Below are 23,932 nucleotides of genomic sequence, written 5' to 3' on the forward strand. Positions count from 1 at the left end.
AGAGTCGCTCCGGCCGACCTAATCGGCTTTCGCATACTCCATAGAATTCGGAGTTCTTCCAGGAAATGACGACACGGAGTTCCACCGGGAGAATTAACTCCGAGTGGGAGAACGTGATCGGACTTCAAGGAAGAGGGCTAGATAGTAGCCGCAGGCCTCGAACGTGTCTAGTTCGTGGCAACCGTTCTAATCTACCTCCCCGCTCCACCCGTGTCAACAGGTGTCCTGGGGCGAAGAGGAGATTAGCAGGCCAGGGGACCGAGATGCACATCGGCGACGTGGTCCGGCCGGGTGATCCGGTCAGGCGGCGACAGGCAGGGCATCGCTGCGGTCGGATTCTTCTAGATCACCGGTCTCGCCGGCGAGGGCGGCTCGGCGGCCGATGACGTAGACGTACGTCAGGAAGAGCAGCTCTACGACCACACCGATGGAGATGCGGGCCCAGGTGGGCAGGCCGGAAGGAGTGACGAAGCCTTCGATGGCACCGGAGACGAAGAGGACCGCGGTGAGGCCGATGGCCATGCCGATGGCGGAGCGGCCCTCCTCGGCGAGGGCGAGCCGACGGGTGCGGGGGCCTGGGTCGATGACGGTCCAGCCGAGACGCAGTCCGGTGCCGGCGGCGACGAAGACGGCGGTGAGTTCGAGGAGACCGTGCGGCAGGATCAGGCCGAGGAAGGTGTCGAGGCGGCCGGCGGATCCCATGAGGCCGATACCGGCACCGAGGTTGAGCATGTTGGTGGCGAGGACGTAGAGGACGGGGATACCGAGGAAGACGCCGAACACCAGGCAGATGCCGGTGGCCATGGCGTTGTTCGTCCAGACCTGGGCGGCGAAGGAGGCCGCGGGGTGGCTGGAGTAGTACGTCTCGTACTCGCCACCGGGTCGGGTCATCTCACGCAGGTTGGCAGGGGTGCCGATGGCCGACTGGACGTGCGGGTCGGCGGCGATCCACCAGCCGATGCCGGCGGCGACCACCAGGGAGACCAGGGCGGTGGGCACCCACCAGTGGCGTGACCGGTAGACGGCGGCGGGGAAGGCACTGGTGAAGAAGCGGGCGGCGTCCCGCCAGCCGGCCGTGCGGGCGCCGGTGACGGCGCTGCGGGCGCGGGCGACGAGGGTGGTGAGGCGGCCGACCAGGGCGGGGTCGGGGGCGCTGGACTGAACGCGGGAGAGGTGGGTGGTGGTGCGCTGGTACAGGACCACCAGTTCATCGGCTTCCTCCCCGGTGAGGCGGCGACGGCGGCGCAGCAGGGCTTCGAGCCGGTCCCATTCGTAGCGGTGGGCTGCGACGAAGACATCGAGGTCCATGGACTGCCGCTCCTCGCGGATGAGGACTGTGCTGCCGGGGCGGTCCCAGCTTGGCAGACGGGGCAGACTTGTCGGACGGGGGTTCGGGGGACGGCGCTGAGGAGGGGTCGCGAGTGAGCGAACTGGTGACGGGCGAGGCGGTGGCGCTGGGCTTGCAGCCCGCGAGGCTGCCGAGCCGGGTGCTGGCGATGGTGCTGGATGCCGTTGTGTACTGGGGTGGGTATCTCGTTCTGTCGTTCGGGCTGTTCGCGGCGACTCTCTCGCTGGACGAGGCGGCTCAGGCGGCGGTGTCGGTCGCGGCTCTGGTGCTGGTGCTGATCGGTGTGCCGATCGCCGTGGAGACGCTGAGTCGCGGGCGGTCGCTGGGGAAGCTGGCCTGCGGGCTGCGGGTGGTGCGGGACGACGGCGGGCCGATCCGTTTCCGGCATGCGCTGGTGCGCGGCCTGGTGGGTCTGGTCGAGATCCAGATGACGCTGGGGGTCGTGGCGTGCATCGCGTCGCTGGTGTCGGCGCGTGGTCGGCGGGTGGGGGATGTGTTCGCGGGGACCCTGGTCGTACGGGAGCGGATCCCCGGTCAGCGGATGGAGCTGATGCCGCCACCGCCGCCTTGGCTGGCCGCGCGGGTGGCGGGGGTGGACCTGTCGGGGGTGCCGGACGGGCTGTGGCTGGCGGTGCGGCAGTACCTGTCACGGATGCGGCAGTTGGATCCGCAGGTGGGCTGGGCGATGGCGCAGCGGCTGGCTGAGGATGTGACGGCTCGTACGGGGGCGCCGGTGCCGGTGGGGACTCCGCCGGCGGCGTTTCTGGCGGCCGTGGTGGCGGAGCGGCAGGCCCGGGACACGCGGAAGGCCTTCGGTGCACGGCCTTACTCCTCCCCGCCGCCCCAGGGGTGGCGGGATGCGACGCCGTCTTCGTCGCCGGTGCCCTCGCCGCTGCCGCCGGTGGTGCCGCCGGTGCCGGAGCAGCCGGTGCCGGAGCAGCCGCTTCTGCCGGTGGCGCGGGTGCCCGGGCCTTCGACGGGGTTTGTTCCGCCTGCCTGATCAGGTGAAGGCGGACGGGGGCGACTCGAGGTCTTCGAGCTCGATACCGGGGGCGGAGAGTACGACGTCGCCGGCGAGGTGAACGGTGTACTGCTCCCCCGTGTCCAGGGCGCTGACCTGGTACTCCTGCACGGTCAGGGGGCCGTTGTCAGTGGGGTGTGCTTCTGTTTTGATCAGAGCCCAGGCCTGGTCGACGGTGCGGGGCGCGAGTACGGGGGGTTCGAATGCGACGAGGCGTACGCGGGTGGCGGGGCCGCCGGGTTCCAGGCGCAGCAGCCGAGCAGTCGATACGTAGAACGCGGGAGACGCGCCGCTGAAGGTGTGGGCGGCGGTGTTGCCCTCCTGGGCGTGTTCGCCGGTGGGGTCGGTGCGGACCCAGGTGACGCCGTCGAGGGCGGCGCCGCGTACCTGCCAGCTCGCGGCGTGGAGTTCGAGGCGGATGGGGCGGCCGAGGTCGTCGGTGGTGAGGTCGACGGAGCCGGCGTGTGTGCCGTCGGGGCGGGTGGTCTGTGCGGTGTAGCGCCAGCCGGAGGGGCCGGTGGCGCAGTGGAAGTGTTCTTCTCCGAGGGGGGTGTGGTCGTGCGTGTCGTGGAGGGAGTATCGGCCGCGGGGCATGGGTCGACCTTACGGGGGCCGGTAGACGGCGCAGGCCCCCGCCGGGGGCGGGGGCCTGCGGGGTGGGACAGGTGGTTACTGCTGCTGGTGGGATCAGTAGCGGTAGTGGTCGGACTTGTACGGGCCCTCGACCGGGACGCCGATGTAGGCGGCCTGCTCCGGGCGGAGGGTGGTGAGCTTGACGCCCAGCGCGCCGAGGTGGAGGCGGGCGACCTTCTCGTCCAGGTGCTTGGGCAGGACGTAGACGCCGGTGGGGTACTCGGCCTGCTTGGTGAACAGCTCGATCTGGGCCAGGGTCTGGTCCGCGAAGGAGTTGGACATCACGAAGGACGGGTGGCCGGTGGCGTTGCCCAGGTTGAGCAGGCGGCCCTCGGACAGCACGATGAGGACCTTGCCGTCGGGGAAGGTCCAGGTGTGGACCTGGGGCTTGACCTCGTCCTTGACGATGCCGGAGATCTTGGCGAGGCCGGCCATGTCGATCTCGTTGTCGAAGTGGCCGATGTTGCCGACGATGGCCTGGTGCTTCATCCGTGCCATGTCGGCGGCCAGGATGATGTCCTTGTTGCCGGTCGTGGTGACGAAGATGTCGGCGATTTCGACGACCTCGTCCAGTGTGGTGACCTGGTAGCCGTCCATCGCGGCCTGGAGGGCGTTGATCGGGTCGATCTCGGTGACGATGACCCGGGCGCCCTGGCCGCGCAGCGACTCGGCGCAGCCCTTGCCGACGTCACCGTAGCCGCAGACGACGGCGACCTTGCCGCCGATGAGGACGTCGGTCGCGCGGTTGATGCCGTCGATCAGGGAGTGGCGGCAGCCGTACTTGTTGTCGAACTTGGACTTGGTGACCGCGTCGTTGACGTTGATCGCGGGGAAGAGCAGGGTGCCGTCGCGCTGCATCTCGTACAGGCGGTGGACACCGGTGGTGGTTTCCTCGGTGACGCCGCGGATCTCGGAGGAGAGCTGGGTCCACTTCTGGGGGTTCTCGTCCAGGGTGCGGTTGAGGAGGGTGAGGATGTAGGCGTATTCCTCACTGTCCGCGGTGGAGGGGTCGGGCGCGGCGCCGGCCTTTTCGAACTCGACGCCCTTGTGCACCAGGAGGGTGGCGTCGCCGCCGTCGTCGAGGATCATGTTGGGGCCGCCGGTGGGCGAGTCGGGCCAGGTCAGGGCCTGCTCCGTGCACCACCAGTACTCCTCCAGGCTCTCGCCCTTCCAGGCGAAGACCGGGACGCCCTGCGGGTTGTCCGGGGTGCCGTGGGGGCCGACCGCGATGGCGGCGGCGGCGTGGTCCTGGGTGGAGAAGATGTTGCAGGAGGCCCAGCGGACCTGGGCGCCGAGCGCGACCAGGGTCTCGATGAGGACGGCGGTCTGCACGGTCATGTGCAGGGAGCCGGTGACGCGGGCGCCGGCCAGCGGCTGGGTGGCGGCGTACTCGGCGCGGATCGCCATCAGGCCCGGCATCTCGTGCTCGGCCAGGGTGATCTCCTTGCGGCCGAAGGCGGCAAGAGAGAGGTCGGCGACCTTGAAGTCGCTGTGGACGGAGGGCATGCGGTCTCCTCGCGTGAGGTGGTGAGAGCGTTCATCGGGTTGTCTGCCGGGTCGGTCGGCAGGCATGCGGACATACCTGTCCCGCGACCACGGCTCAGCCCGTCGGAGGCCCTCTCTCCCTCGGACGGCACGCGGTGCGTGTCGCCCGACCGCCATCAGCAGCGACGTCTGGCCAGGTACGAATCTACACCGACCGGCAGAACGGCACGGCGCTTACCGGCCACCGGGGGTGGCGACGGGGTCGGGGCCGGCGGCCGCGGCGGCCTCGCTGTAGACGTCGGGTTCGAGGTAGATGACGCGGGCGATGGGGACGGCTTCGCGGATGCGGGCCTCGGCGGCGTCGATGGCGCGGGCGACCTCGGCGGCGGTGTCGTCGTGCTGGACGGCGATCTTGGCGGCGACGAGCAGTTCGTCGGGGCCGAGGTGGAGGGTCCGCATGTGGATCACGGAGGTGACGGTCTCGCCGTCGACGGCGGCGGCGCGGATCTTGACCAGGGATTCGGGGCTGGCGGCTTCGCCGAGCAGCAGGGACTTGGTCTCGGCGGCCAGTACCAGCGCGATGACGACGAGGAGGATGCCGATGCACAGGGTGCCGATGCCGTCCCAGACGCCGTCGCCGGTGGCGAGGGCGATGCCGACGCCGCCGAGGGCGAGCACCAGGCCGACGAGGGCGCCGAAGTCCTCAAGGAGGACGACCGGCAGCTCGGGGGCCTTGGCGGTGCGGATGAAGGAGGCCCAGCTCTGTTCGCCGCGGAGTCCGTTCGACTCGTTGATGGCGGTCCGGAAGGAGAAGCCCTCGGCGATGACGGCGAAGAGGAGGACGCCGACCGGCCAGTACCAGTGCTCGATCTCGTGGGGCTCGCGGATCTTCTCGTAGCCCTCGTAGAGGGCGAAGACGCCACCGATGGTGAACAGCACGATCGAGACGAGGAAGCCGAAGATGTAGCGCTCACGGCCGTAGCCGAAGGGGTGTTCCTCGTCGGCGGCCTTGGTGGCCTTCTTGCCGCCGAGCAGGAGGAGCGCCTGGTTGCCGGAGTCGGCGACCGAGTGAACGCCTTCGGCGAGCATCGACGAAGACCCGCTGAAGGCGAAAGCCACGAACTTGGCCACCGCGATGGCGAGGTTGGCTCCCAGTGCGGCGACGATCGCCTTGGTTCCGCCTGACGCGCTCATAGGTGCGGGTTGTCCCTTCCGTCGGCTTGCGTGCTGCCCCTTGCGTACGGCGGGACATTCTTGCAGGCCGACGCGCGGGGGCTGCGTCAGGCCACCGGTTCAGGCCACGACGGTGGCGCGGAACAGGGTGCCTTCGCCGGTGGCCTGAACCCGCTCGCCGGCTGGGACGAACGCGGAGCCGCCACGCGGGAGGGTGAGCTCGGCGCCGTCGGTGACGGACCGCAGAAGGGCGGTGCCTTCGGTGCAGAGCAGGATCTGCGGGGTGCGGTCGTCGAGGGTGTGGGGGGCGCCGCCGGCGGCGAGGGCGTAGCGGGAGAGGCGGAACTCGTCGATGGGGGTGTCGTAGAGCTCTTCGCCGTCGGGGGACGCCTCGGGGCGCAGGACGCCGGGGTCGCCCGGCTCGAAGCGCACGATGCGGAGCAGTTCGGGGACGTCGACATGTTTGGGGGTGAGGCCGCAGCGCAGCACGTTGTCGGAGTTGGCCATGATCTCGACGCCGAGGCCGTCGAGGTAGGCGTGCGGGATGCCTGCTCCGAGGTAGAGGGCTTCGCCGGGCTGGAGCCGTACGTGGTTGAGCAGCATGGCGGCGATGACGCCGGGGTCGCCGGGGTAGTGGTGGGCGAGGGAGGCGTAGGCGGTGTACGCGTCGGCGTGCGGGCCGGGTTCGGTGCCCAGGCGGGTGGCGGCGGCCACGGCTTCGGTGACGGTGGCGGCCATGCTCGCGCGGTCGGCGGTGAGGACGGCGGCGAGGGTCTCGCGGAGTGCGGCGTCCTCGGGGTGGGCGCGGAGGATGTCGACGTAGGGCTTGAGGGAATCGACGCCGAGGGCCTCGATGAGGTCGGCCGCTTCGGTGGGGCGGCGGAAGCCGCAGAGTCCGTCGAAGGGGACGAGGGCGACGATCATCTCGGGCTTGTGGTTGGCGTCCCGGTAGTTGCGGTGGGGTGCGTCGACAGGTATGCCCCGGGTTTCCTCGTCGGCGAAACCGGCCTTGGCCTGTGCGAGGTCGGGGTGGACCTGCAGGGAGAGGGGGGCTCCGGCGGCCAGGAGCTTGAGGAGGAAGGGCAGCCGGGGGCCGAAGCGGTCGGCTGCGGGGGTGCCGAGGGTGGCGGCCGGGTCGGCGTCGATGAACTCGTTGAGCGGTATTCGGGCGACACCGTCACCATCGCCGTCGCCGTCGCCGTGGCCGTCACCGGAGCCGGGGCCTTCGGGGCGCTCGATGCGGGAGGGCGCGCCTGGGTGGGCGCCCATCCACAGTTCGGCCTGAGGTTCACCGGTGGGTTCGGTGCCCAGCAGCTCGGGGATGGCGGTGGTGGATCCCCAGGCGTAGGGGCGCACGGTGTTCGTCAGGCGGTACATGGGGCTCATGATCTCCCGCTGGAGGTGAGCGCCAGGTAAACAGCGGCGAAATCCGTGACGGCGAGGAGGTCGGCCGCGGCTTCGAGGACGCTGCCCTCGGCGGGGGCGAGCTCGCTGAGCGGGGTGTCGTGGGTCATGGCCAGTTCCCGGGCGGCGGGGGCGGCGCCGGCCGCGTGGGCGTCCGGTTGCTGGAGGAGGACGAGCCGCAGCCGGAGTCCTTCCGGGTCCTCGACGCGGTCGCGGAAGAAGTCGTCGGGGTCGAGGGAGCCGGCCAGGGTGCCGGCGAGCAGCGCCTCGTGTGCGGTGAGGGCTTCCGGCAGCTCGGCGGTGATCGCGGGGCGGCCTGCGCGGGCGGTGATCAGGGCGGCGAGGCGGCGGGCGGCGAGGGCGGCGATGTCGCCGTCGCTCCACAGCACCGGCAGGGCCTCGCTGAGTTCGGCGGCGAGGGTCTTGGCCGGGTTGGTGTAGGTGGCGATGGCGGGTCCGCACTTCGCGGCCACCTGGTCGAGCCGGTCGGCGACGGCCTCGATCGACTCGCGGGGGGCGTGCAGCAGGCCGATGCGGTCGGCGAGCATCAGGAGGGGGGTGAGCAGGGCCCAGAAGGAGCCGGGGTCCTCGATGAGGGTGCTCGGTTCCTCGGGGGCGGGGTGCCTGGCGTACGGGATGGCGATGCCCCGGGCCTGTTCCAGGGCCTCGGCGATCGGGGATTTCGCGGGTACGACGCCCGCGGGGGCGCAGCCGCGACGGTAGGCCTGTTCGAGGAGGGTGGCGAGGCCTGCTTCGGTGCCGACGGGGCTGGCGACCAGGAGCAGGTCGAGGGGGCCGGCCCAGCCGGGGAGGTTCCAGCGCAGGTCGTAGGCGGCCGGGCCGGAGGGGGGCAGTGTGATGACCGGGCAGGTGCCGGCGCCGAGCGCGCCGAGCAGGTCCGCCACGGTGGCCGCGGCGGAGGGGCCCGGGCCGGCGACGAGGACGCTGCGCGGGCGCCCGTCGGGTTTGAGGGTGGCGATGCCGGCCTCGTCGGCGAGGCGGGCGGCGGTGCGGACGCGGGCGCCTGCGGCGGCGACGCCCAGAAGGAGGTCGCGGGTGTCCACACGGGCCAGGGCGTCGGGATCGTCCAGCAGCGACTCGTCCAGCATCCTCAGGTGACCTCCGGTCCGTTCCGGGTTCTGTTTTGGGCGTGCCTGAGCCGAGTGGGCCCTACGCGGGGCGGCGGGCCTCGTCGATGAGGAGCACGGGGATCTCGTCGCGCACGGGGTAGGCGAGGCCGCAGTCCTGGGCGGTGCAGGTGAGCTCGCTCTCGGCGGTGTCCTCCCGGAGGGGGGCGTGGCAGGCCGGGCAGGCGAGGATTTCCAGGAGGGTGGCTTCGACGAGCGGCATGGTGTCGCGTCCTTCGCGTGGAGTACGTACGGCGGTACGAGCCTATCGCCGCCGTGGGGCGTGGGCCCCCCGGCGGTTGGATCTGCCTGCGCCGCCGGGTGTCCTTCGGGCCGTGGTTCAGCCCCGGATGATGGCCAGGACCTCGTCGCGGACGCGGGTGACGGTGTCGGCGTCGCGGGCCTCGACGTTGAGGCGCAGGAGGGGCTCGGTGTTGGAGGCGCGGAGGTTGAACCACCAGTCGGTGGCGGTGAGGGTGAGCCCGTCGAGCTCGTCGACCTGAACGTCGTCGGGGGCGGAGGCCGAGGTGAAGGCGGCCCTGACGGCGGCGGTGCGGGCGGCCTGGTCGCCGACGGTGCTGTTGATCTCGCCGGAGGCGGCGTAGCGGTCGTACTCGGCGACGAGGGCGGAGAGGGTGCCCTGCTGGCCGCCGAGTGCGGCCAGGACGTGGAGGGCGGCGAGCATGCCGGTGTCGGCGTTCCAGAAGTCGCGGAAGTAGTAGTGCGCGGAGTGCTCGCCGCCGAAGACGGCGCCGGTGCGGGCCATCTCCTGCTTGATGAAGGAGTGGCCGACGCGGGTGCGGACGGGGTTGCCGCCGTGCTCCTTGACGACCTCGGGGACGGACCAGGAGGTGATCAGGTTGTGGATGACGGTGGCGCCGGGGTGCTTGGCCAGCTCGCGGGCGGCGACCAGGGCGGTGATCGCGGAGGGGGAGACGGGCTCGCCGCGTTCGTCGACGGCGAAGCAGCGGTCGGCGTCGCCGTCGAAGGCGAGGCCGATGTCGGCGCCGGTCTCGCGGACGCGGGCCTGGAGGTCGACGAGGTTCTTGGGGTCGAGGGGGTTGGCCTCGTGGTTGGGGAAGGTGCCGTCGAGCTCGAAGTACATGGGTACGAGATCGACGGGCAGGCCGTCGAGGACGGTGGGGACGGTGTGGCCGCCCATGCCGTTGCCGGCGTCGACCACGACCTTGAGCGGCCGGATCGTGCGGAGGTCGACGAGGTTGCGCAGGTGGGTGGCGTAGTCGGCGAGGACGTCGTGGCGGGCGACGGTGCCGGGGGCCGCGGTGGTGGCCGGGGGGCCGCCGGCTTCGGTCCACTGTTCGACGAGGGCGCGGATGTCTGCGAGTCCGGTGTCCTGGCCGACGGGTGCGGCGCCCTTGCGGCACATCTTGATGCCGTTGTACTGCGCCGGGTTGTGGCTGGCCGTGAACATCGCGCCGGGGAGGTCGAGGCTGCCGCTGGCGAAGTACAGCTCGTCGGTGGAGCACAGGCCGATCTCGGTGACGTCGGCGCCGCGCGAGGCCGCGCCGCGGGCGAAGGCCCGGGACAGGGCGGGGGACGAGGGGCGCATGTCGTGGCCGACGACGACCGCGTCGGCCTCGGTGACGGTGGCGAAGGCGGCGCCGAAGAGCTCGGCCAGTGCCTCGTCCAGCTGGTCGGGGACGACTCCTCGGACGTCGTACGCCTTCACGAGCTGGGAGAGGTCGGCCACGGCGTGCTCCAGTCTGATGTTCTGATCGGTCCTGCTGCTCCGCCAACCTACCTGGCCCCGGCGAGGGGACGGATGAGGGATATCAGGCCGTCCGGGCGGCGCTCAGGATTCCGGTGAGCGCAGTACGCGCAGGTGGCCGCGGCGCGCGATCTCCATCGGGTCGGTGTTCCGGCCGGCGCCGGGCCCCGCCGGGTCGGGCCTGCTCGGCGGGCGGGCGGCCTCGCGGACCGCGTTGGCGAGCGCTTCGAGGTCGTCGCTGCTGTGCCGGGCCGGGCCGGTGTCGATGGCGAGGCGGACGACCTCCCAGCCCCGGGGGGCGGTGAGGCGCTCGGAGTGCTCCGAGCATAGGTCGTAGCAGTGGGGCTCGGCGTAGGTCGCGAGCGGGCCGAGTACGGCGGTGGAGTCCGCGTAGACGTACGTCAGCGTCGCGACGGCGGGACGGCCACACGCGGTGCGCGAACAGCGACGTACAAGGCTCACGACGTTGGACGGTACCGCACTCTTGAACGGGCCGCGACGGATCTCCCGGACCTCACCCTGTCGTGTCGTCCCGGTTCGCCGGGATCGTCTGACCTGTGGCTGAGCACTTCTACCTGCGGCGGGCCGGAAACCGCGGGAACCGGTACCGGACAGGAGGGAACACAATCATTGCAAATAGTGTCAATTGTGATCGAACCGGCGGTCAGGAAGGGGAGGTTGTGTGCAGGGACTCGGCCAGGGGGCATGCATTCTGCGACAACTCCGCCGATGTGGTGGCAGGCCGTCCGGTAACGCGTGGGCGGGGGCCGCGGCGGATACGCTCTGAGGTGATGGAGACCCCTATGCCCTCGACGCCCCAGACGCCGCCCACTCCCCCGACGCCTGCCCACCGACAGCGCCGCCGCGACCGCCACGGCCGCGGGATGCGCGGCCCGATCGCGCCACCGCAGGTGCCACTGGCGCTGAGCCGTGCGGACGCCTTCGACGACCTCGTACGGGACGCGGCGGACCGCCTGGAGCGGCGGTGGCCGCAGCTCGCGGATGTGGAGTTCGCGGTGCAGGAGGTTCCGTGGCCGCTGGACGCCGTCGCCGAGGGGGACCGGATCTCCGACGACAGTGTGCCGCTGGGCCGGCTCATGGGCGCGCGCAAGGGCGCGCCGAACCGGATCGTGGTCTACCGCAGGCCGGTGGAGATCCGGGCCAAGAGCCGGGACGAGCGGGCCCTGCTGGTCCACGAGGTCGTGGTGGAACAGGTCGCCGAGCTGCTGGGGCTGTCGCCGGAGAACGTGGACCCGCGCTACGGCGAGGAGTAGCCGGCCCTGCCCCGGCCGGGGGAGGGCCGGGGCTCAGGCGGGCGGGGCGGGGCTGCGTCAGTTGTGCAGGATCGACAGGTCCTGTTCCGCGTCCGGGACCGCGACCAGGCCGTGGTCGTCGGGCAGCGTCTGGATGGTGAACATCGGAATGCCGTCCAGCGGCAGGGCCAGCATGCGCGAGGCGTGGACGGGGCCGCCGGAGACGGGTTCGACGGTGACGGCGTAGGTGCCCTTGCCGCCGGTGGGGGCGGCGAGGGTGACGGCGCTGGTGGTGCCGGCCTTGACGGTGACGGTCTTGGTGACGGCGGTGCCGCCGCCGGTGCCCGCCGAGCTGGTGATCTTGACGGTGGCGGCGGCCGAGGGGGCCGCGACAAAGAGCGTGGAGCCCTTGGCCCGGTTGTCGGCGACGGTGGCCCGGTCGCCGATACTGCCGGTGGCGGGGATGAAGGCGGTCTCCTGGGCAGCGCCCTTGCCGCGGGTGATGCGCAGGGCCGCGACCACGGGCGCTGCGCCCTCGGCCGCGGTGGGGCTGAGGACCAGGGACCCGGCGTCGCCCTTGGTGAGGTCGGCGAGGTCGACGGAGGTGGTCATACCGCTCTTGACGTGCACGGTCTCGTGCCCGGCGGGGGTGATGGCGCCGCTGGAGGACAGCAGCCTGACCTTGAGGTCGGCGTCGTCGTCGCCGGTGGCGTAGGCGATCAGGCGTACGTCGGTGGCGTCGGCCGGGATACCGGGCAGGACGACGCTGTCGGCGGGGTCGCCCGCCGCCGGCAGCCAGTCGCCGCCGGCCGTGGCCGTGGAGGCGAGCACGGAGGCGCCGACCCGGCCGGTGCGGACGGAGACATGCAGGGTCAGGTCGTCCGACTTGGTGGTGGTGAGGGTGGAGAGCAGGACGGGGACGCTGGAACCGGCCGGGACGGTGATGCCGTCGGGAGTCTCGCTGCTGAGGGCGCCGTTCTTGCCGTAGAGCTCCAGGTCGACCACGGCGGTGGTGTCGTCGGGGTTGGTGAGGTGGACGTAGTCGCTGCGGTCGGCGGCCGTGCTGGTGCCGGGGAACCAGAACTCGCTGTCGGGCTGGGTGCAGTCGGTGCCCAGGACGCCGCGTTCGGGTCCGGCGTCGATGACGGTGGTCTGCTGCACCGTCCAGCCGGGGGCCAGTTTGCCGTCGGCGGTCCCGATGAGGGCGGGGGCGTCGGCGTCCTGGGTTTTGGCCGTGGCGGGCTTGCCGGGCGCGGTCAGCGGGGCGATCGCCTTCGCCGTGGACTTCGCCGTGGGCTTCGCCGTGCTTGAGGTGCCGGACCCGCCGGACGCCGCGAGCAGCTTGGCGCTGCCGGCACCGCTGCCCGACGCCGTCGTCCCGGTCGGGGTGAAGGCGGTGTAGGTGGTCGAGGCGAAGTCGGAGTCGGAGGGCGCCGGGCAGGTCAGCGACGACCGCTCGACCGGCAGGGACGCGGCCTTGACGGGGGGCGCGGCCGCCGGCGACCCGGCGCCGGTCAGCACCGCCGCGCCGGTGAGGGCAGCGAGGGCGGCCGTGACGCCGAAGAGGGAGAGGGTGCTGCGGTTCACTGCTGGTCGCTCCCGTCACGGCGGTAGCCGTCCGCGTCGTACGACGCCGGGTCGTAGGCCGGGTCGTAGGGGTCGTAGGGCTGCTGCTGGTAGTACTGCGGCGGCTCCGGCTGCTGTTGCCGGTCCTGCTGCCCCTCGTGGTCCTGCTGGCCCTGCTGCTGGCCCTGCTGCTGGCCGTAGGGGTCGTAGCCCTGCTGGCCGGCGCCGTAGGCGTAGGGATCGGCGTAGGTGTCCTGCTGGTACTCGCCGTCCTGCTGGTACGTGGCGGGGTCGGCGGCCGCGTACTGGTAGCCGTCCTGCTGGTAGCCGTCCTGCTGGTAATCGCCCCACTGCTGCTGCGGTACGGCGGCGTAGGGGTCGGCGACCGGCTCGTACTCCGGCTCGGGGGCGGGAGCGTGGAATTCCCCGCCGGCTTCGCCCCCGGCCCCGTCTTCGGCGCCTTCGCCTTCGGCCCCGCCTTCGTCTTCGGTCCCGCCTTCGGACTCGGCCTCGGACTCGGCTGCGGCGCGCAGGCGGCGGGCGCGGCGGCCGTCGCCGGTGGCCTGCTCGGGGATGTCGACGGCGAGGGCGCCCTCGGCGTCGGGGAGGTCGTCGTCGAGCTCGCGCCGTCGGCCGGGCAGGGCCATGACGACCAGGACCACGGCCAGGAAGCCCTGGATCCACAGCCACAGGGTGTGGGTGAAGGGGTTCTGGTAGGTGAGGTCGAGCCGGCCGCCCGTGGTGGGCAGCTCGAAGCCCTGCGCCCAGCCGTCGACGGTGGTGGCGGTCAGGGCGACGCCGTCGAGGGTCGCGGTCCAGCCGGGGGCGGCGGAATCCGCGATGCGCAGGACGCGGTTCGAGGTGCCCGCCGGGATGGTGGTGTGGGCCTCGACCTTGCCGGAGGCGACCGGGGTGGAGGTCTTCGTACCGCTGCCCGCGCCGGTGACGATCGTGACGCGCGAGACGTCGTCGTCGACCTGCCACAGGGCGCTGCCGTCGGCCTGGCTGAGCCGGGACAGGCCCGGGGTGCTGTCGAGGGTGCGGCTCATCGTGCGGGTGGCGCTGCCGTGCACGAGGACGTACCGGACGGCGTAGCCGCCGAGCTGGTCGGCCTGGTCGGCGCCGGAGCCTGCGACCAGGTTGGCGACGATCTTGCTGAGCGCGGCGCTGTCACCCGCCGAGGCGGCGAGTTCGGCGTCGCCCAGGCGGACGCCCGCGCCGCGCACCAGGGAGTACGAGACCCGGGCGGCGGTGCCGTCGAGGACGAGGGTGCGGGGCTGGTCGGCGGTGTCGGCCTCCTCGGCGACGAAGGCCGGCACCTGGATGGGGTCGCGCCGTTCCACGGGGCCGTCCGCGCCGCCGACCATCCAGCCGAAGGCGGCGTACAGCGGGGCCAGGACGGCGGCCAGGGCGACCAGGGCCGCCACCGGCTGCCGCCAGCCGAAGCCGGAGGCGGCGATGCGCTCGTTGGCGCCCTCGGCGCCGACCGTGGCCGCGGCCAGCAGCGCGAGGCCGTAGACCAGGGTGGCCGGGCCCGCCCAGGAGCTGCCGTTCTCGACGATGGCGAAGAGCAGCCCGGCCAGGGCACCGGCCCAGGCACTGAGGATCGCGAGCCGGCGTTCGCCGCGCAGCAGGGCGGCCAGCGCGGCCAGTACCAGTCCGACGAGCAGCACCCCGCCCGCCGCGTTGGGTCCGCCGGGGCTGAGCAGCAGCAGGTCGGTCGCGGAGGCGGCCTCGGCGCCGTAGGGCAGTCCGGCCTCGGACAGGAACCGCGAGGGGTGCGTGAGCAGCGTCAGCGACCAGGGGGCCAGCACCAGCAGCGGGGCGCCGAGCAGGGCCACGCTGCGCAGCAGCTGCGGGACGAGGAGCCGGGACTCCTTGCGCACGACGCGCAGCACCATCACGGCCACGGACAGCAGCAGCGCGATCAGCCAGGTGATCGGGGTGAAGGCGGTGGTGATCGCCAGCAGGAGTGTGAAGGTCCAGGTGGCGCGCCAGCCGGGCCGGGCGCCGCGTTCGACGGCGTCGGCGGTGAGCTGGAGCCCGGCGGCGGAGATCGCGGACCGGGCCATCAGCGGCAGCAGGATCGCCAGGACCGCGGTGCCCAGCCGGCCGCCCGCGAGCGCGCCGGTGGCGGCGGGCAGGAAGGCGTACGCGACGGCCGCCCAGGCCCGCAGCAGGCGGGAGTCGACCAGCGGGCGGGCGGCGAAGTAGGCGGTGAGGCCGGCCAGCGGGACGGAGGCCACGAGCAGCAGGGTCAGGGCGACCGCGGTGCTGCCGAACAGCAGGCCCGCGAAGGCCGCGACGACGGCGAGGTACGGCGGGGCCGCCACGGTCGAGCCGGTGCCCAGGGCGTGCCAGGCGCCGAGGTAGGACCCCCACAGGTCGTGGGCCCGCTCGGGGGCGGGCAGCAGGGCGCCGCCGGCCAGCGAGCCGGTGCCGAGCAGCTGCCGGCAGGCGACGAGGGAGACCAGCAGCAGCACGGCGAAGAGCACCGGTGCCGGTTTGCGGGCGATCTTCTTGAGCAGCGCGAACTGCTCGACCTCCAGGTAGTCGCCCGAGCCGTCGTCGTCGCCGGGTCCGGACTCGATGCCGCCGCCGTGCCGGCCCGCCGAGGAGGCGCTGTCCTCGGCCCGGCCCGAGATGTTGCTGACGACCTGCTCGACGGTGGCGCGTACGGTCGCGCCGGGCGGCGGGAAGAGCGGACGGAGTTCGGCGGCGTCGACGGCGGGTTTGCTGCGCCGCCTGCGCGCGCCGAGGATCCGTCCCGGGCGCAGCAGCACGGACAGCAGGCCGGTGATCTCGTCGACGGCCTGGCCGGGCACCTTGCCGACCAGGTAGGCGAGGGTGCGCAGCACGGTGCCGACGACCAGTCGCAGCAGGACGTACGGCAGCATCGCGCCGCGGGTGTTGGCGAGCAGGGTGTAGACGGCGCCGGCCTTGTCGACCCGGTGGGGGTTGACGGCGGAGCGGCCCACGCAGTCGACGGGGCGGCGTTCGCGGGAGGCGGCCTCGGCGTGCCGGAGCACGGCGTCGGGGGCGATCAGGACGGTGTGGCCGGCGGACTGGGCACGCCAGCAGAAGTCGACGTCGTCGCGCATGAGGGGCAGCCGGCGGTCGAAGCCGCCGAGTTCCTCCCACACGTCGCGGCGGACCAGCATGCCGGCGCTGGAGACCGAGAGCACCTGGCGGACCTGGTCGTGCTGGCCCTGGTCCTGTTCCTTGCGCTCCAGGCCGGTCCAGCGGCGGCCGCTGCGGGCGATGGAGACGCCGACTTCGAGCAGCGCGCGGCGGTCGTACCAGCTGCGCAGTTTGGGGCCGATGATCGCGGCGGAGGGCGAGTTGTCGGCGACGCGCAGCAGTTCGGCCAGGGCGTCGGGGGCGGGCTCGCAGTCGTCGTGGAGCAGCCAGAGCCACTGCACGGGCTCGCCGTGCGGGTGTTCGGGCTGGTCGTAGACGTCGTCGTTCCAGCTGCGGCTGACCGGGTCCCAGCCGCTTCGCCGCTGCAGGTAGGGCAGTTGCTCGGCGGTCAGGGGGGCGGCGGCGCGCACGCACTCGTCGACGGCGGCGCCGAAGCCGTTGCGGCGGGCGAGGTGCAGGACCCGGTCGTCGCCGAGGGATTCGGCCAGGAGGCGGGCCGAGTCGTCGCCGCTGCCGGTGTCGGCGGCGACGACGTCCTGGACCGGGCGGTCCTGGGAGAGCAGGCCCGACAGTGCGTTGGGCAGCCAGCGGGCGCCGTCGTGTGCGACGAGCACCGCGGTGACGACATGACGCGGGAACTCGGGTGCGGCGGCGGGAACGAACCCCGCTGTCTGCGCGGGGTACTGGGCCCCGGCGGCCCCGGCTGAGCTGTTCACGGACATCGAGGTTCGGGCCCCGGTTCGCTGGGTGCGGAGGACGCCTGTGGCGTCTCGGTCGGGGCCCCACACTAACGGCTCACGGTCAGCGGACTTCCGCGTACCGTCCCAGCGCCGCCTCCTCCGTCAGACGACGCCCTTCTTCAGGCGGCGGCGTTCGCGCTCGGACAGCCCGCCCCAGATCCCGAAGCGCTCGTCGTTGTTGAGTGCGTAGTCAAGGCAGTCGGAACGGACTTCGCAGGCGAGGCAGACCTTCTTGGCCTCGCGGGTGGAGCCACCCTTCTCGGGGAAGAACGACTCGGGATCGGTCTGCGCGCACAGTGCGCGCTCCTGCCACCCGAGCTCCTCTTCGGCTTCGCCCTCCTCGGCCAGCAACAGCTGGAACAGCTCGGTCATGCGCGCCCCTCGTCTGTTTTTCGCGTCCCCGTGATGTGGTCTGCCGCTACGGATGGCGGCCGAACGACACGAGTGAAATTACAAGTGTGCCGATACGGGCCAGTCAAGCCGGGATCTGCTATTGGGCCCGTTATTCACCCTGCGGAACCAAGCGCTGACAGAAAGTGTTCAAATCAGCTCAAAGGACCACATACGTCAACCGCCCGACAACGCCTCGACGACCGACTCCGAGGGGGCGTGATCACGGAGTGATCACAAAAGCACAACGACGTTTCCCGAGGAGACGTTCCTGCGTACCCGTGCGGTTGCAGCACCGCCTATCCGCGCACGTCTACGCACAAACCTTTCACCACACCAAATAGCCGGATCAGGTGAAACATTCGCGACATCGCGGACAGGACCCAGGAGCCGAGTTGACAGCCGCACCCTTGACCCGGTCTGCTAGGGAACATGCCAGTGACCCACGTGCCCGCCCGGACTCGCCTCGCCGAGTTCCGCTGCGCCGTGGAAGCCCACTGTCGCTGTTCCAGCTGTGCCAGCTGTTGTCGCTGAGGCCCGACTCTCCGTCCCTGCCCGGCTCCGCACAGCCATATGCATCCACGACGCTCCTCTTCTACGAATCGTAGGAACGCCCCGCATGAACAGCGATGTCGAGATCGCCGGCGACCCGCTCGCCGTCCCCCACCTCCTGCCGCCCGTGCCCCGGCACCCGGTCACCGTCGCCGGTTTCGCGGGCCTGGCCCGTACGATCGCCGCCGACCGCGAGCGCTGGGCCCCGCTGGTGGAGTACGACGCCACCACCCGCTGGTACGCCCGCCTGGAGACCGGCCCCGGCTACGAGGTCTGGCTGCTCAGCTGGCTCCCCGGCCAGAGCAGCGGTCTGCACGACCACGGCCGCTCCTCCGGCGTGCTCACCGTGCTCCAGGGCGAGCTGAGCGAACGCGCCCTGGGCGGCACCGGCGAGACCCGGCGCGCGCTGAGCGCGGACGACCAGCGGGTCTTCGCCCCCGGATACGTCCACGAGGTCGTCAACGACTCGCTGGAGCCGGCCGTCAGCCTGCACGTGTACTTCCCCGGCCTCACCGAGATGACCCCGTACGCCTGCACCGGCACCACGCCCGCCGCTTCGGAGCAGGTCGCGGGCTGACACACTTGGCCACATGCGAATCGTGGTTCTGGCCGGAGGCATCGGGGGTGCCCGCTTCCTGCGCGGCCTCAAGGCAGCGGCACCGGAGGCGGACATCACCGTCATCGGCAACACCGGCGACGACATCCACCTGTTCGGCCTCAAGGTCTGCCCCGACCTCGACACCGTCATGTACACCCTCGGCGGCGGCATCCACGAGGAACAGGGCTGGGGCCGCGCCGAGGAGACCTTCACCGTCAAGGAGGAACTCGCGGCGTACGGCGTCGGGCCCGAGTGGTTCGGTCTGGGCGACCGCGACTTCGCCACCCACATCGTGCGCACGCAGATGATCGGCGCGGGCTATCCGCTCAGCGCGGTCACCGAGGCGCTCTGCGCACGCTGGCAGCCCGGTGTACGGCTCATCCCGATGACGGACGACCGGGTCGAGACCCACGTCCTGGTCGACGCCGACGGCGAGCGCAAGGCCGTCCACTTCCAGGAGTACTGGGTGCGGCTGCGGGCGTCCGTCGACGCGCACGCCGTGCTTCCGGTCGGGGCGGAGGGCGCGAAGCCCGCGCCGGGGGTGCTGGAGGCCATCGGCGAGGCGGACGTGATCGTCTTCCCGCCGTCCAACCCGGTGGTGTCGGTGGGCACGATCCTCGCCGTGCCGGGCATCCGGGAGGCCATCGCGGAGGCGGGCGTTCCGGTGGTCGGGCTCTCGCCGATCGTCGGTGACGCGCCGGTGCGGGGCATGGCCGACAAGGTGCTGGCCGCGGTCGGCGTCGAGTCCACGGCGGCGGCCGTCGCCGCGCACTACGGCTCGGGACTGCTCGACGGCTGGCTGGTCGACACGGTCGACGCCGGCGTGGTGGAGGAGGTCGAGTCGGCGGGCATCCGCTGCCGCGCGGTGCCGCTGATGATGACCGACCTCCAGGCCACGGCCGAGATGGCCCGGGCCGCGCTGGCCCTGGCCGAGGAGGTCCGGGCGTGAGCACGTACCGCGTGTGGGCGGTCGCCGGACTGCCCGAGATCCAGCCGGGCGACGACCTCGCCAAACTCATCACCGCCGCGGCCCCCGAACTGGCCGACGGCGACGTGCTCGTGATCACCTCGAAGATCGTCAGCAAGGCGGAGGGGCGGATCGTCGCGGCCGACGACCGCGAGGCCGCCATCGACGCCGAGACGGTCCGGCTCGTCGCCCGCCGCGGGCCCACCCGCATCGTCGAGACCCGCCACGGCTTCGTCATGGCGGCGGCCGGCGTCGACGCGTCCAACACCGCCGCCGGGACGGTGCTGCTGCTGCCGGAGGACCCCGACGCCTCGGCGCGGGCCGTACGGGACGGCCTGCGCGACGCGCTCGGCGTCAACGTCGGCGTCGTCGTCACGGACACCTTCGGCCGGCCCTGGCGCGAGGGGCTGACGGACGTCGCCATCGGCGCCGCCGGGCTCCACGTCCTGGACGACCTGCGCGGCGCCACCGACTCCCACGGCAACGAACTCGCCGTCACCGTCACCGCCACCGCCGATGAACTCGCCGGCGCCGGCGACCTCGTCAAGGGCAAGGCCAACGGCCTCCCCGTCGCCGTCGTGCGCGGGCTGGACCACCTCGTCGCCGGTCCGCACGACGACGGCCCCGGCGCCCGCGCCCTGGTCCGCTCGTCGGTCAACGACATGTTCCGGCTCGGCACCTCGGAGGCGGTGCGCGAGGCGGTCTCGCTCCGGCGCACCGTCCGGGACTTCACCGCCGAGCCGGTGGACGGCGCCGCGGTCCGGCGGGCCGTGGCCCTGGCGGTCACGGCTCCGGCCCCGCACCACACCACGCCGTGGCGGTTCGTGCTGCTGGAGACGGAGGAAGCGCGCGTCCGGCTCCTCGACGCCATGCGGGACGCCTGGGCGGCAGACCTGCGCGGGGACGGCTTCAGCGAGTCCTCGGTCGACAAGCGCCTGCGGCGCGGGGACGTGCTGCGCAAGGCGCCCTACCTGATCGTGCCCTGCCTGGTCGCCGACGGTGCGCACACCTATCCGGACGCCCGTCGCAACGCCGCGGAACGCGAGATGTTCGTGGTCGCGGCCGGCGCGGGCGTACAGAACCTGCTGGTGGCCCTGGCGGGCGAACAGCTCGGGTCGGCCTGGGTGTCGTCCACGATGTTCTGCCGCGACGTCGTACGCGACGTGCTGGGCCTGCCCGGCGACTGGGACCCGATGGGCGCGGTCGCGGTGGGGCGCCCGGCGTCACCGCCGCCCGCGCGGGCCGCACGGGGCGCGGAGGGCTTCATCGCGGTGCGCTAGCCGGATGAGCGGTGACCTTGCTGACTCCCTCGCCGCCGGCGCCCTCGCCCACGTGGCTGACGCCTTCCAGGACATGGCCGCCCACCCGGACGAGGCTCGGTGCGACCGCCATTGCGGCAGCGCTGAAGAGCTCGCGTTGCTCAAGATCCCGGACGCGCCCCTCTCACCGGCCTGCTCCGCCGCACCTGGGAGGCCACGGACCGGAGCGACCGGGGGCAGTCGCGTCGCATCCTGCGTCGCCGCGCTCCCCTGGGTGCCTGAAGCAGGCGACGGGGGTGATGATTCCGGGTTTCGCACCGCCGGGCGTGTCCGGTCGGCCCTACCCTGACGCGGAGCGACTTCGGCACGCAAAGTGCCCGAACGGATACCGAAAGCGACCTTCCGGAGGTGACGGGGGATGGCGGACACCGAACGAGGAGAGCGCCCGGAGCCGGCGGAGGACGCGAACGCCGCTTCCGATCTCTTCCGGGCGCTGGGGCGGCAGATCAAGCTGCTCCGGGAGCGTGCGGGGCTCACGCAAAGGGAGTTGGGCGAGCGGCTGGGCTACGGCGAGGAGCAGATCTCCTCGCTCGAACGGGGGCGGCGGATCCCGCAGCCGGAGTATCTGGTCGCGGCGGACGACCTGTTGGGCGCGGGCGGGCTGCTGAAAGTGGCGGTGGAGGATGTCGTACGGGCGAAGGCGAAGGCCCGCGTGCGGCATCCGGCGTGGTTCCGGGACTACGCGCGGATGGAGCAGGAAGCGGTCGAATTGCACGACTACAGCAACCAGATCGTTCCTGGGCTGCTCCAGACCGAGGATTACGCGCGGGCCATCTTCTCCATGCGCAGGCCACTGCTGGACGAGACGACGGTCGAGCGCCGGGTCGCCGACCGCCTTGCCCGCCAGGCGATGTTCGACAACTGGCCGGGGCCGACTGCCAGCTTCATCCTGGAGGAGGTGATCCTGCACCGACCGCTCGGTGGAAGGGTTGCGCTGGCGGGCCAGCTGAAGCAACTGCTGCGTATCGGCGGTCTGCGGAACGTCGAACTTCAGGTGATGCCGACGGGACGCGAGGAACACCCGAACACTGCCGGCGCGTTCACGCTGGTGACGCCCAACGGGAGGTCACAGGTGGCGTACACGGAGGTCCAGGGCTACAACCGCTTGATCACCGATTCGGAAGAGGTACGCGTCATCGCCTCGCGATATGGCATTCTGCGGGCGCAGGCTCTCACCCCGCGTGAGTCTCTGGCCCTGATCGAGAAGTTGCTGGGAGCGCTATGAACACCGACGAACTCACCTGGTTCAAGAGCAGCTACAGCGACGGTGAAGGCGGCAACTGCGTCGAGGTCGCCGCCTGCCCCGGCGCCGTCCACGTACGGGACTCCAAGGACACGCATGGCCCCCGGCTCGCCTTCTCCCCCGCCGGGTGGGCGGCGTTCGTCTCCTTCGCCGGGAGCGTCAGCCGCTGAGTGGAGGGCGGCAGGAGAGGGGCTTGACAGCGTCGATGATGCGCTTGACGGCGGGCAGTTGACTGGACCTCCCCGACGACTGGGACCCCGCGCGGTCGCGTTGGACGTCCGGAGTTCCACCGCGCGGTCGTAGCGCACCAGACGTCCTGGAGTCGCTCCGCATCATTGGAGGTGTCCATCACTCCGAAGGACGCTCTTGACAACTGTCCTTTGTGGCGAGCAGGGCGACGAAGCCATGTGTGGAAGGCGAAAGCTTGGCCGCATAGTCGCGGACGTGGAGAGACCACCCCATCTTGGCCAGGCCAACCGGCGCATCCCTTTGTCTCCCCCCGCTGCCGCACGCTCCAGCCGCCGTCCTCAAGCCGGTCGACTGCGGCTTTCACCGGATCGTCTACTTGGCCGGAAGAGCGCTGGAGCATCTGGCCTACGAGGCAGCCGTTCTCGTCCCGGTTGGGATCGTCCAGGAGGGACAGACCGCCCGCCTGAGCGGCGGCCTTCAGATCCTTCTCCATCGCTGATGCCATGGCCGGCCGGTCCGTGACCGCGGCGGCGGGGGCTGGGATCGGGTCCCGGTGCCGCAGGCAACGAGCAGCACGGAGAAGTCAGCGACGGTCATGGCTGCCGGCATACGGACCTCAGGCCTCAAGGAGCTTGGCAACGCCCTCTCCCGCTCGTTCGGCCGCGGCATACAGGTCACGGATCTTGTGCAGGTATCGGCCGAGAATCTCCAGATGGCCGTCCGGACTGCCGCCGTCACTAAGGGTGTCGGCGACGCAATCGGCCTGGTCGACTACGGCTCGGCCGAGATCGACCGAGGACAGGAAACGGGCCGCGATCGACACCTCGTCCGGGGGAAGGAAGAAGCAGGCAGTGCCGAGATCGTCGTCCCCGAGCAGGTCTCCCATGGTGACGGGTAGTTCGCTGATCCGCTCGGGCCCCTGGGACAGGAGGATCTGTTCCAGCGTTTGCCATTCGCGGCCGAGGTAACACTCCCCGTCCACGCCGCTCCGATCTCCTGAGAAGCCGGAGACTACGTGGCGGAAGCCCTTTTCCGCCTCACCGGCGGAAATCCTTCGCAGCGTCATTTCCATGACCGGGTCACAGAGCCGCGATGTTGCCCGGTGTCAGGCGCGGGCCGCGGCGTGGGGCGTGGCGGCCGGTGAGGAGGATGAGGCGGGCGGCGCGGTGGCGCTGGCCGGCGTAGGGCTCCAGGAGGCCGACCATGGTGGCGTCGGTGGTGCGGTGGGCGCCGGTGAGGGCGTAGCCGACGGTGTTGGGGAGGTGGAGGTCGCCGAGGGTGAGGGCGTCGGGGTCGCCGTTGCTGCGCTGGAGTGTCTCGGCGGCGGTCCAGGGGCCGATGCCGGGGACGAGCTGGAGGCGGGCGAAGGCCTCGGCGGACGGCATGGTGACGGCTTCCTGGAGGCGGGGGGCGACCCGGGCGGCGCGTACGGCGGTGGAGGCGCGCTTGTTGTCGACGCCGGCGCGGTGCCACTCCCAGGAGGGGATGAGGGCCCAGCCGCGGGCGTCCGGGGGTACGTGCATCCGGTCCATGGGGCCGGGGGCGGGTTCGCCGTGGCGGCCCAGGAGGAGGCGCCAGGCGCGGTACGCCTCGTCGGAGGTGACCTTCTGTTCCAGGATCGACGGGATCAGGGATTCCAGGACCAGCCCGGTGCGGGTCAGGCGCAGGCCCGGGTTGCGGCGGTGGGCCTCGTGGACGACGCGGTGGCGGGCGGTGAAGGCGCCGGGGTCGTCGTCGGCGCCGAGGAGGGCGGGCAGGCCGTCGAGCAGCCAGTCGGCGCCGGGGCCCCAGGCCTCGGCCTCCACGGTGCCGGAGGCCGGGGCCGCGGCGATCCGGATGGTGCCGGGGCCGGCCGGGGTGCGCGAGGCGCGCCAGACCGCCCCGTCGGGGGTGACCTGGAAGGCGGGGTCGCCGGGGCCTCGGCGCAGCGGGCCGAGGGTGAGGGCGAGGTCGAGCGGGCCGTCCGGGGCCCAGCACCGGGTCCGGCCGCGCTGCGCGGGTACGCGCGCGTCGGCCGTCGGGGTCCGGGTGAGGCCGGGCTGCTCGGGGTGCAC

The 23,932-nt window shown here is 72.1% G+C and carries 21 protein-coding genes; 7 read left to right on the forward strand and 14 right to left on the reverse strand.

Features of this window, described 5'->3' with window-relative positions; genetic code table 11:
• Positions 1-300 precede the first annotated feature (300 nt).
• A complete protein-coding gene (locus RWE79_RS15445; RefSeq protein WP_475940647.1) occupies positions 301-1,308 on the reverse strand; it encodes a stage II sporulation protein M in 1,008 nt (335 codons plus the stop codon).
• 113 nt (positions 1,309-1,421) lie between these two features.
• Between RWE79_RS15445 and RWE79_RS15450 the strand changes: the two genes are divergently transcribed.
• Complete coding sequence (locus tag RWE79_RS15450; RefSeq protein WP_475940648.1) at positions 1,422-2,348, forward strand: RDD family protein; 927 nt, start codon at positions 1,422-1,424, stop codon at positions 2,346-2,348.
• Here the strand turns inward: RWE79_RS15450 and RWE79_RS15455 are convergent, their stop codons facing one another.
• The 8 genes from RWE79_RS15455 to RWE79_RS15490 all read right to left on the reverse strand — a co-directional run bounded on the left by RWE79_RS15455 (position 2,349) and on the right by RWE79_RS15490 (position 10,424).
• On the reverse strand, positions 2,349-2,963 hold the full coding sequence (locus tag RWE79_RS15455; protein ID WP_475940649.1) for a hypothetical protein: 615 nt from the start codon (positions 2,961-2,963) through the stop codon (positions 2,349-2,351). It lies immediately after the preceding gene.
• A 93-nt stretch (positions 2,964-3,056) separates the two neighbouring features.
• Positions 3,057-4,508 carry an adenosylhomocysteinase gene (gene ahcY, locus RWE79_RS15460; protein ID WP_475940650.1) on the reverse strand — a complete coding sequence of 484 codons (1,452 nt, stop codon included), beginning with the start codon at positions 4,506-4,508 and terminating at the stop codon, positions 3,057-3,059.
• Between the two features lie 213 nt (positions 4,509-4,721).
• Positions 4,722-5,681 carry a cation diffusion facilitator family transporter gene (locus RWE79_RS15465; protein ID WP_475940651.1) on the reverse strand — a complete coding sequence of 320 codons (960 nt, stop codon included), beginning with the start codon at positions 5,679-5,681 and terminating at the stop codon, positions 4,722-4,724.
• 99 nt (positions 5,682-5,780) lie between these two features.
• Positions 5,781-7,037, reverse strand: coding sequence for a mannose-6-phosphate isomerase, class I (gene manA, locus RWE79_RS15470; RefSeq protein WP_475940652.1), 1,257 nt, complete (start codon positions 7,035-7,037; stop codon positions 5,781-5,783).
• Between the two features lie 5 nt (positions 7,038-7,042).
• Positions 7,043-8,173, reverse strand: coding sequence for an SIS domain-containing protein (locus tag RWE79_RS15475; protein ID WP_475940653.1), 1,131 nt, complete (start codon positions 8,171-8,173; stop codon positions 7,043-7,045).
• A 61-nt stretch (positions 8,174-8,234) separates the two neighbouring features.
• Positions 8,235-8,414: a Trm112 family protein gene (locus RWE79_RS15480; RefSeq protein WP_475940654.1), complete on the reverse strand. Its 180-nt coding sequence runs from the start codon at positions 8,412-8,414 to the stop codon at positions 8,235-8,237.
• A 117-nt stretch (positions 8,415-8,531) separates the two neighbouring features.
• Positions 8,532-9,902 carry a phosphomannomutase/phosphoglucomutase gene (locus RWE79_RS15485; protein WP_475940655.1) on the reverse strand — a complete coding sequence of 457 codons (1,371 nt, stop codon included), beginning with the start codon at positions 9,900-9,902 and terminating at the stop codon, positions 8,532-8,534.
• A gap of 102 nt (positions 9,903-10,004) precedes the next feature.
• Positions 10,005-10,424 (reverse strand): DUF3499 domain-containing protein, encoded by a 420-nt coding sequence (locus tag RWE79_RS15490; protein ID WP_475945828.1) that lies wholly within the window; start codon positions 10,422-10,424, stop codon positions 10,005-10,007.
• A 299-nt stretch (positions 10,425-10,723) separates the two neighbouring features.
• Between RWE79_RS15490 and RWE79_RS15495 the strand changes: the two genes are divergently transcribed.
• Entirely contained in the window at positions 10,724-11,194 is a 471-nt protein-coding gene (locus RWE79_RS15495) for a metallopeptidase family protein (RefSeq protein ID WP_475940656.1), read from the forward strand.
• 57 nt (positions 11,195-11,251) lie between these two features.
• Here RWE79_RS15495 and RWE79_RS15500 read toward each other — a convergent pair whose 3' ends face one another.
• The 3 genes from RWE79_RS15500 to RWE79_RS15510 all read right to left on the reverse strand — a co-directional run bounded on the left by RWE79_RS15500 (position 11,252) and on the right by RWE79_RS15510 (position 16,992).
• Positions 11,252-12,760, reverse strand: a complete 1,509-nt coding sequence (locus RWE79_RS15500; protein WP_475940657.1) for a DUF5719 family protein — start codon at positions 12,758-12,760, stop codon at positions 11,252-11,254.
• Positions 12,757-16,602 carry a glycosyltransferase gene (locus RWE79_RS15505; protein WP_475940658.1) on the reverse strand — a complete coding sequence of 1,282 codons (3,846 nt, stop codon included), beginning with the start codon at positions 16,600-16,602 and terminating at the stop codon, positions 12,757-12,759. The genes RWE79_RS15500 and RWE79_RS15505 overlap by 4 nt, the downstream gene beginning before the upstream one ends.
• Before the next feature lie 120 nt (positions 16,603-16,722).
• On the reverse strand, positions 16,723-16,992 hold the full coding sequence (locus tag RWE79_RS15510) for a WhiB family transcriptional regulator (RefSeq protein WP_475940659.1): 270 nt from the start codon (positions 16,990-16,992) through the stop codon (positions 16,723-16,725).
• 637 nt (positions 16,993-17,629) lie between these two features.
• On the opposite strand from RWE79_RS15510, the gene RWE79_RS15515 reads away from it, so the two are divergent.
• The 5 genes from RWE79_RS15515 (at position 17,630) to RWE79_RS15535 (ending at position 21,859) form a co-directional block, all read left to right on the forward strand.
• On the forward strand, positions 17,630-18,139 hold the full coding sequence (locus RWE79_RS15515) for a cysteine dioxygenase (RefSeq protein ID WP_475940660.1): 510 nt from the start codon (positions 17,630-17,632) through the stop codon (positions 18,137-18,139).
• Between the two features lie 13 nt (positions 18,140-18,152).
• A complete protein-coding gene (gene cofD / locus RWE79_RS15520) occupies positions 18,153-19,109 on the forward strand; it encodes a 2-phospho-L-lactate transferase (protein ID WP_475940661.1) in 957 nt (318 codons plus the stop codon).
• Positions 19,106-20,407: a coenzyme F420-0:L-glutamate ligase gene (locus RWE79_RS15525; RefSeq protein WP_475940662.1), complete on the forward strand. Its 1,302-nt coding sequence runs from the start codon at positions 19,106-19,108 to the stop codon at positions 20,405-20,407. The genes cofD and RWE79_RS15525 overlap by 4 nt, the downstream gene beginning before the upstream one ends.
• A 397-nt stretch (positions 20,408-20,804) precedes the next feature.
• Complete coding sequence (locus RWE79_RS15530) at positions 20,805-21,671, forward strand: helix-turn-helix domain-containing protein (RefSeq protein ID WP_475940663.1); 867 nt, start codon at positions 20,805-20,807, stop codon at positions 21,669-21,671.
• Positions 21,668-21,859, forward strand: coding sequence for a DUF397 domain-containing protein (locus RWE79_RS15535; protein WP_475940664.1), 192 nt, complete (start codon positions 21,668-21,670; stop codon positions 21,857-21,859). Before RWE79_RS15530 ends, RWE79_RS15535 begins: the two co-directional genes overlap by 4 nt.
• 635 nt (positions 21,860-22,494) lie before the next feature.
• Here the strand turns inward: RWE79_RS15535 and RWE79_RS15540 are convergent.
• Both RWE79_RS15540 and RWE79_RS15545 read right to left on the reverse strand, forming a co-directional pair.
• Positions 22,495-22,950, reverse strand: a complete 456-nt coding sequence (locus RWE79_RS15540) for a hypothetical protein (RefSeq protein WP_475940665.1) — start codon at positions 22,948-22,950, stop codon at positions 22,495-22,497.
• Between the two features lie 7 nt (positions 22,951-22,957).
• Complete coding sequence (locus RWE79_RS15545; protein ID WP_475940666.1) at positions 22,958-23,932, reverse strand: DNA-3-methyladenine glycosylase family protein; 975 nt, start codon at positions 23,930-23,932, stop codon at positions 22,958-22,960.

It is taken from the genome of Streptomyces sp. RLA131, assembly GCF_056270125.1.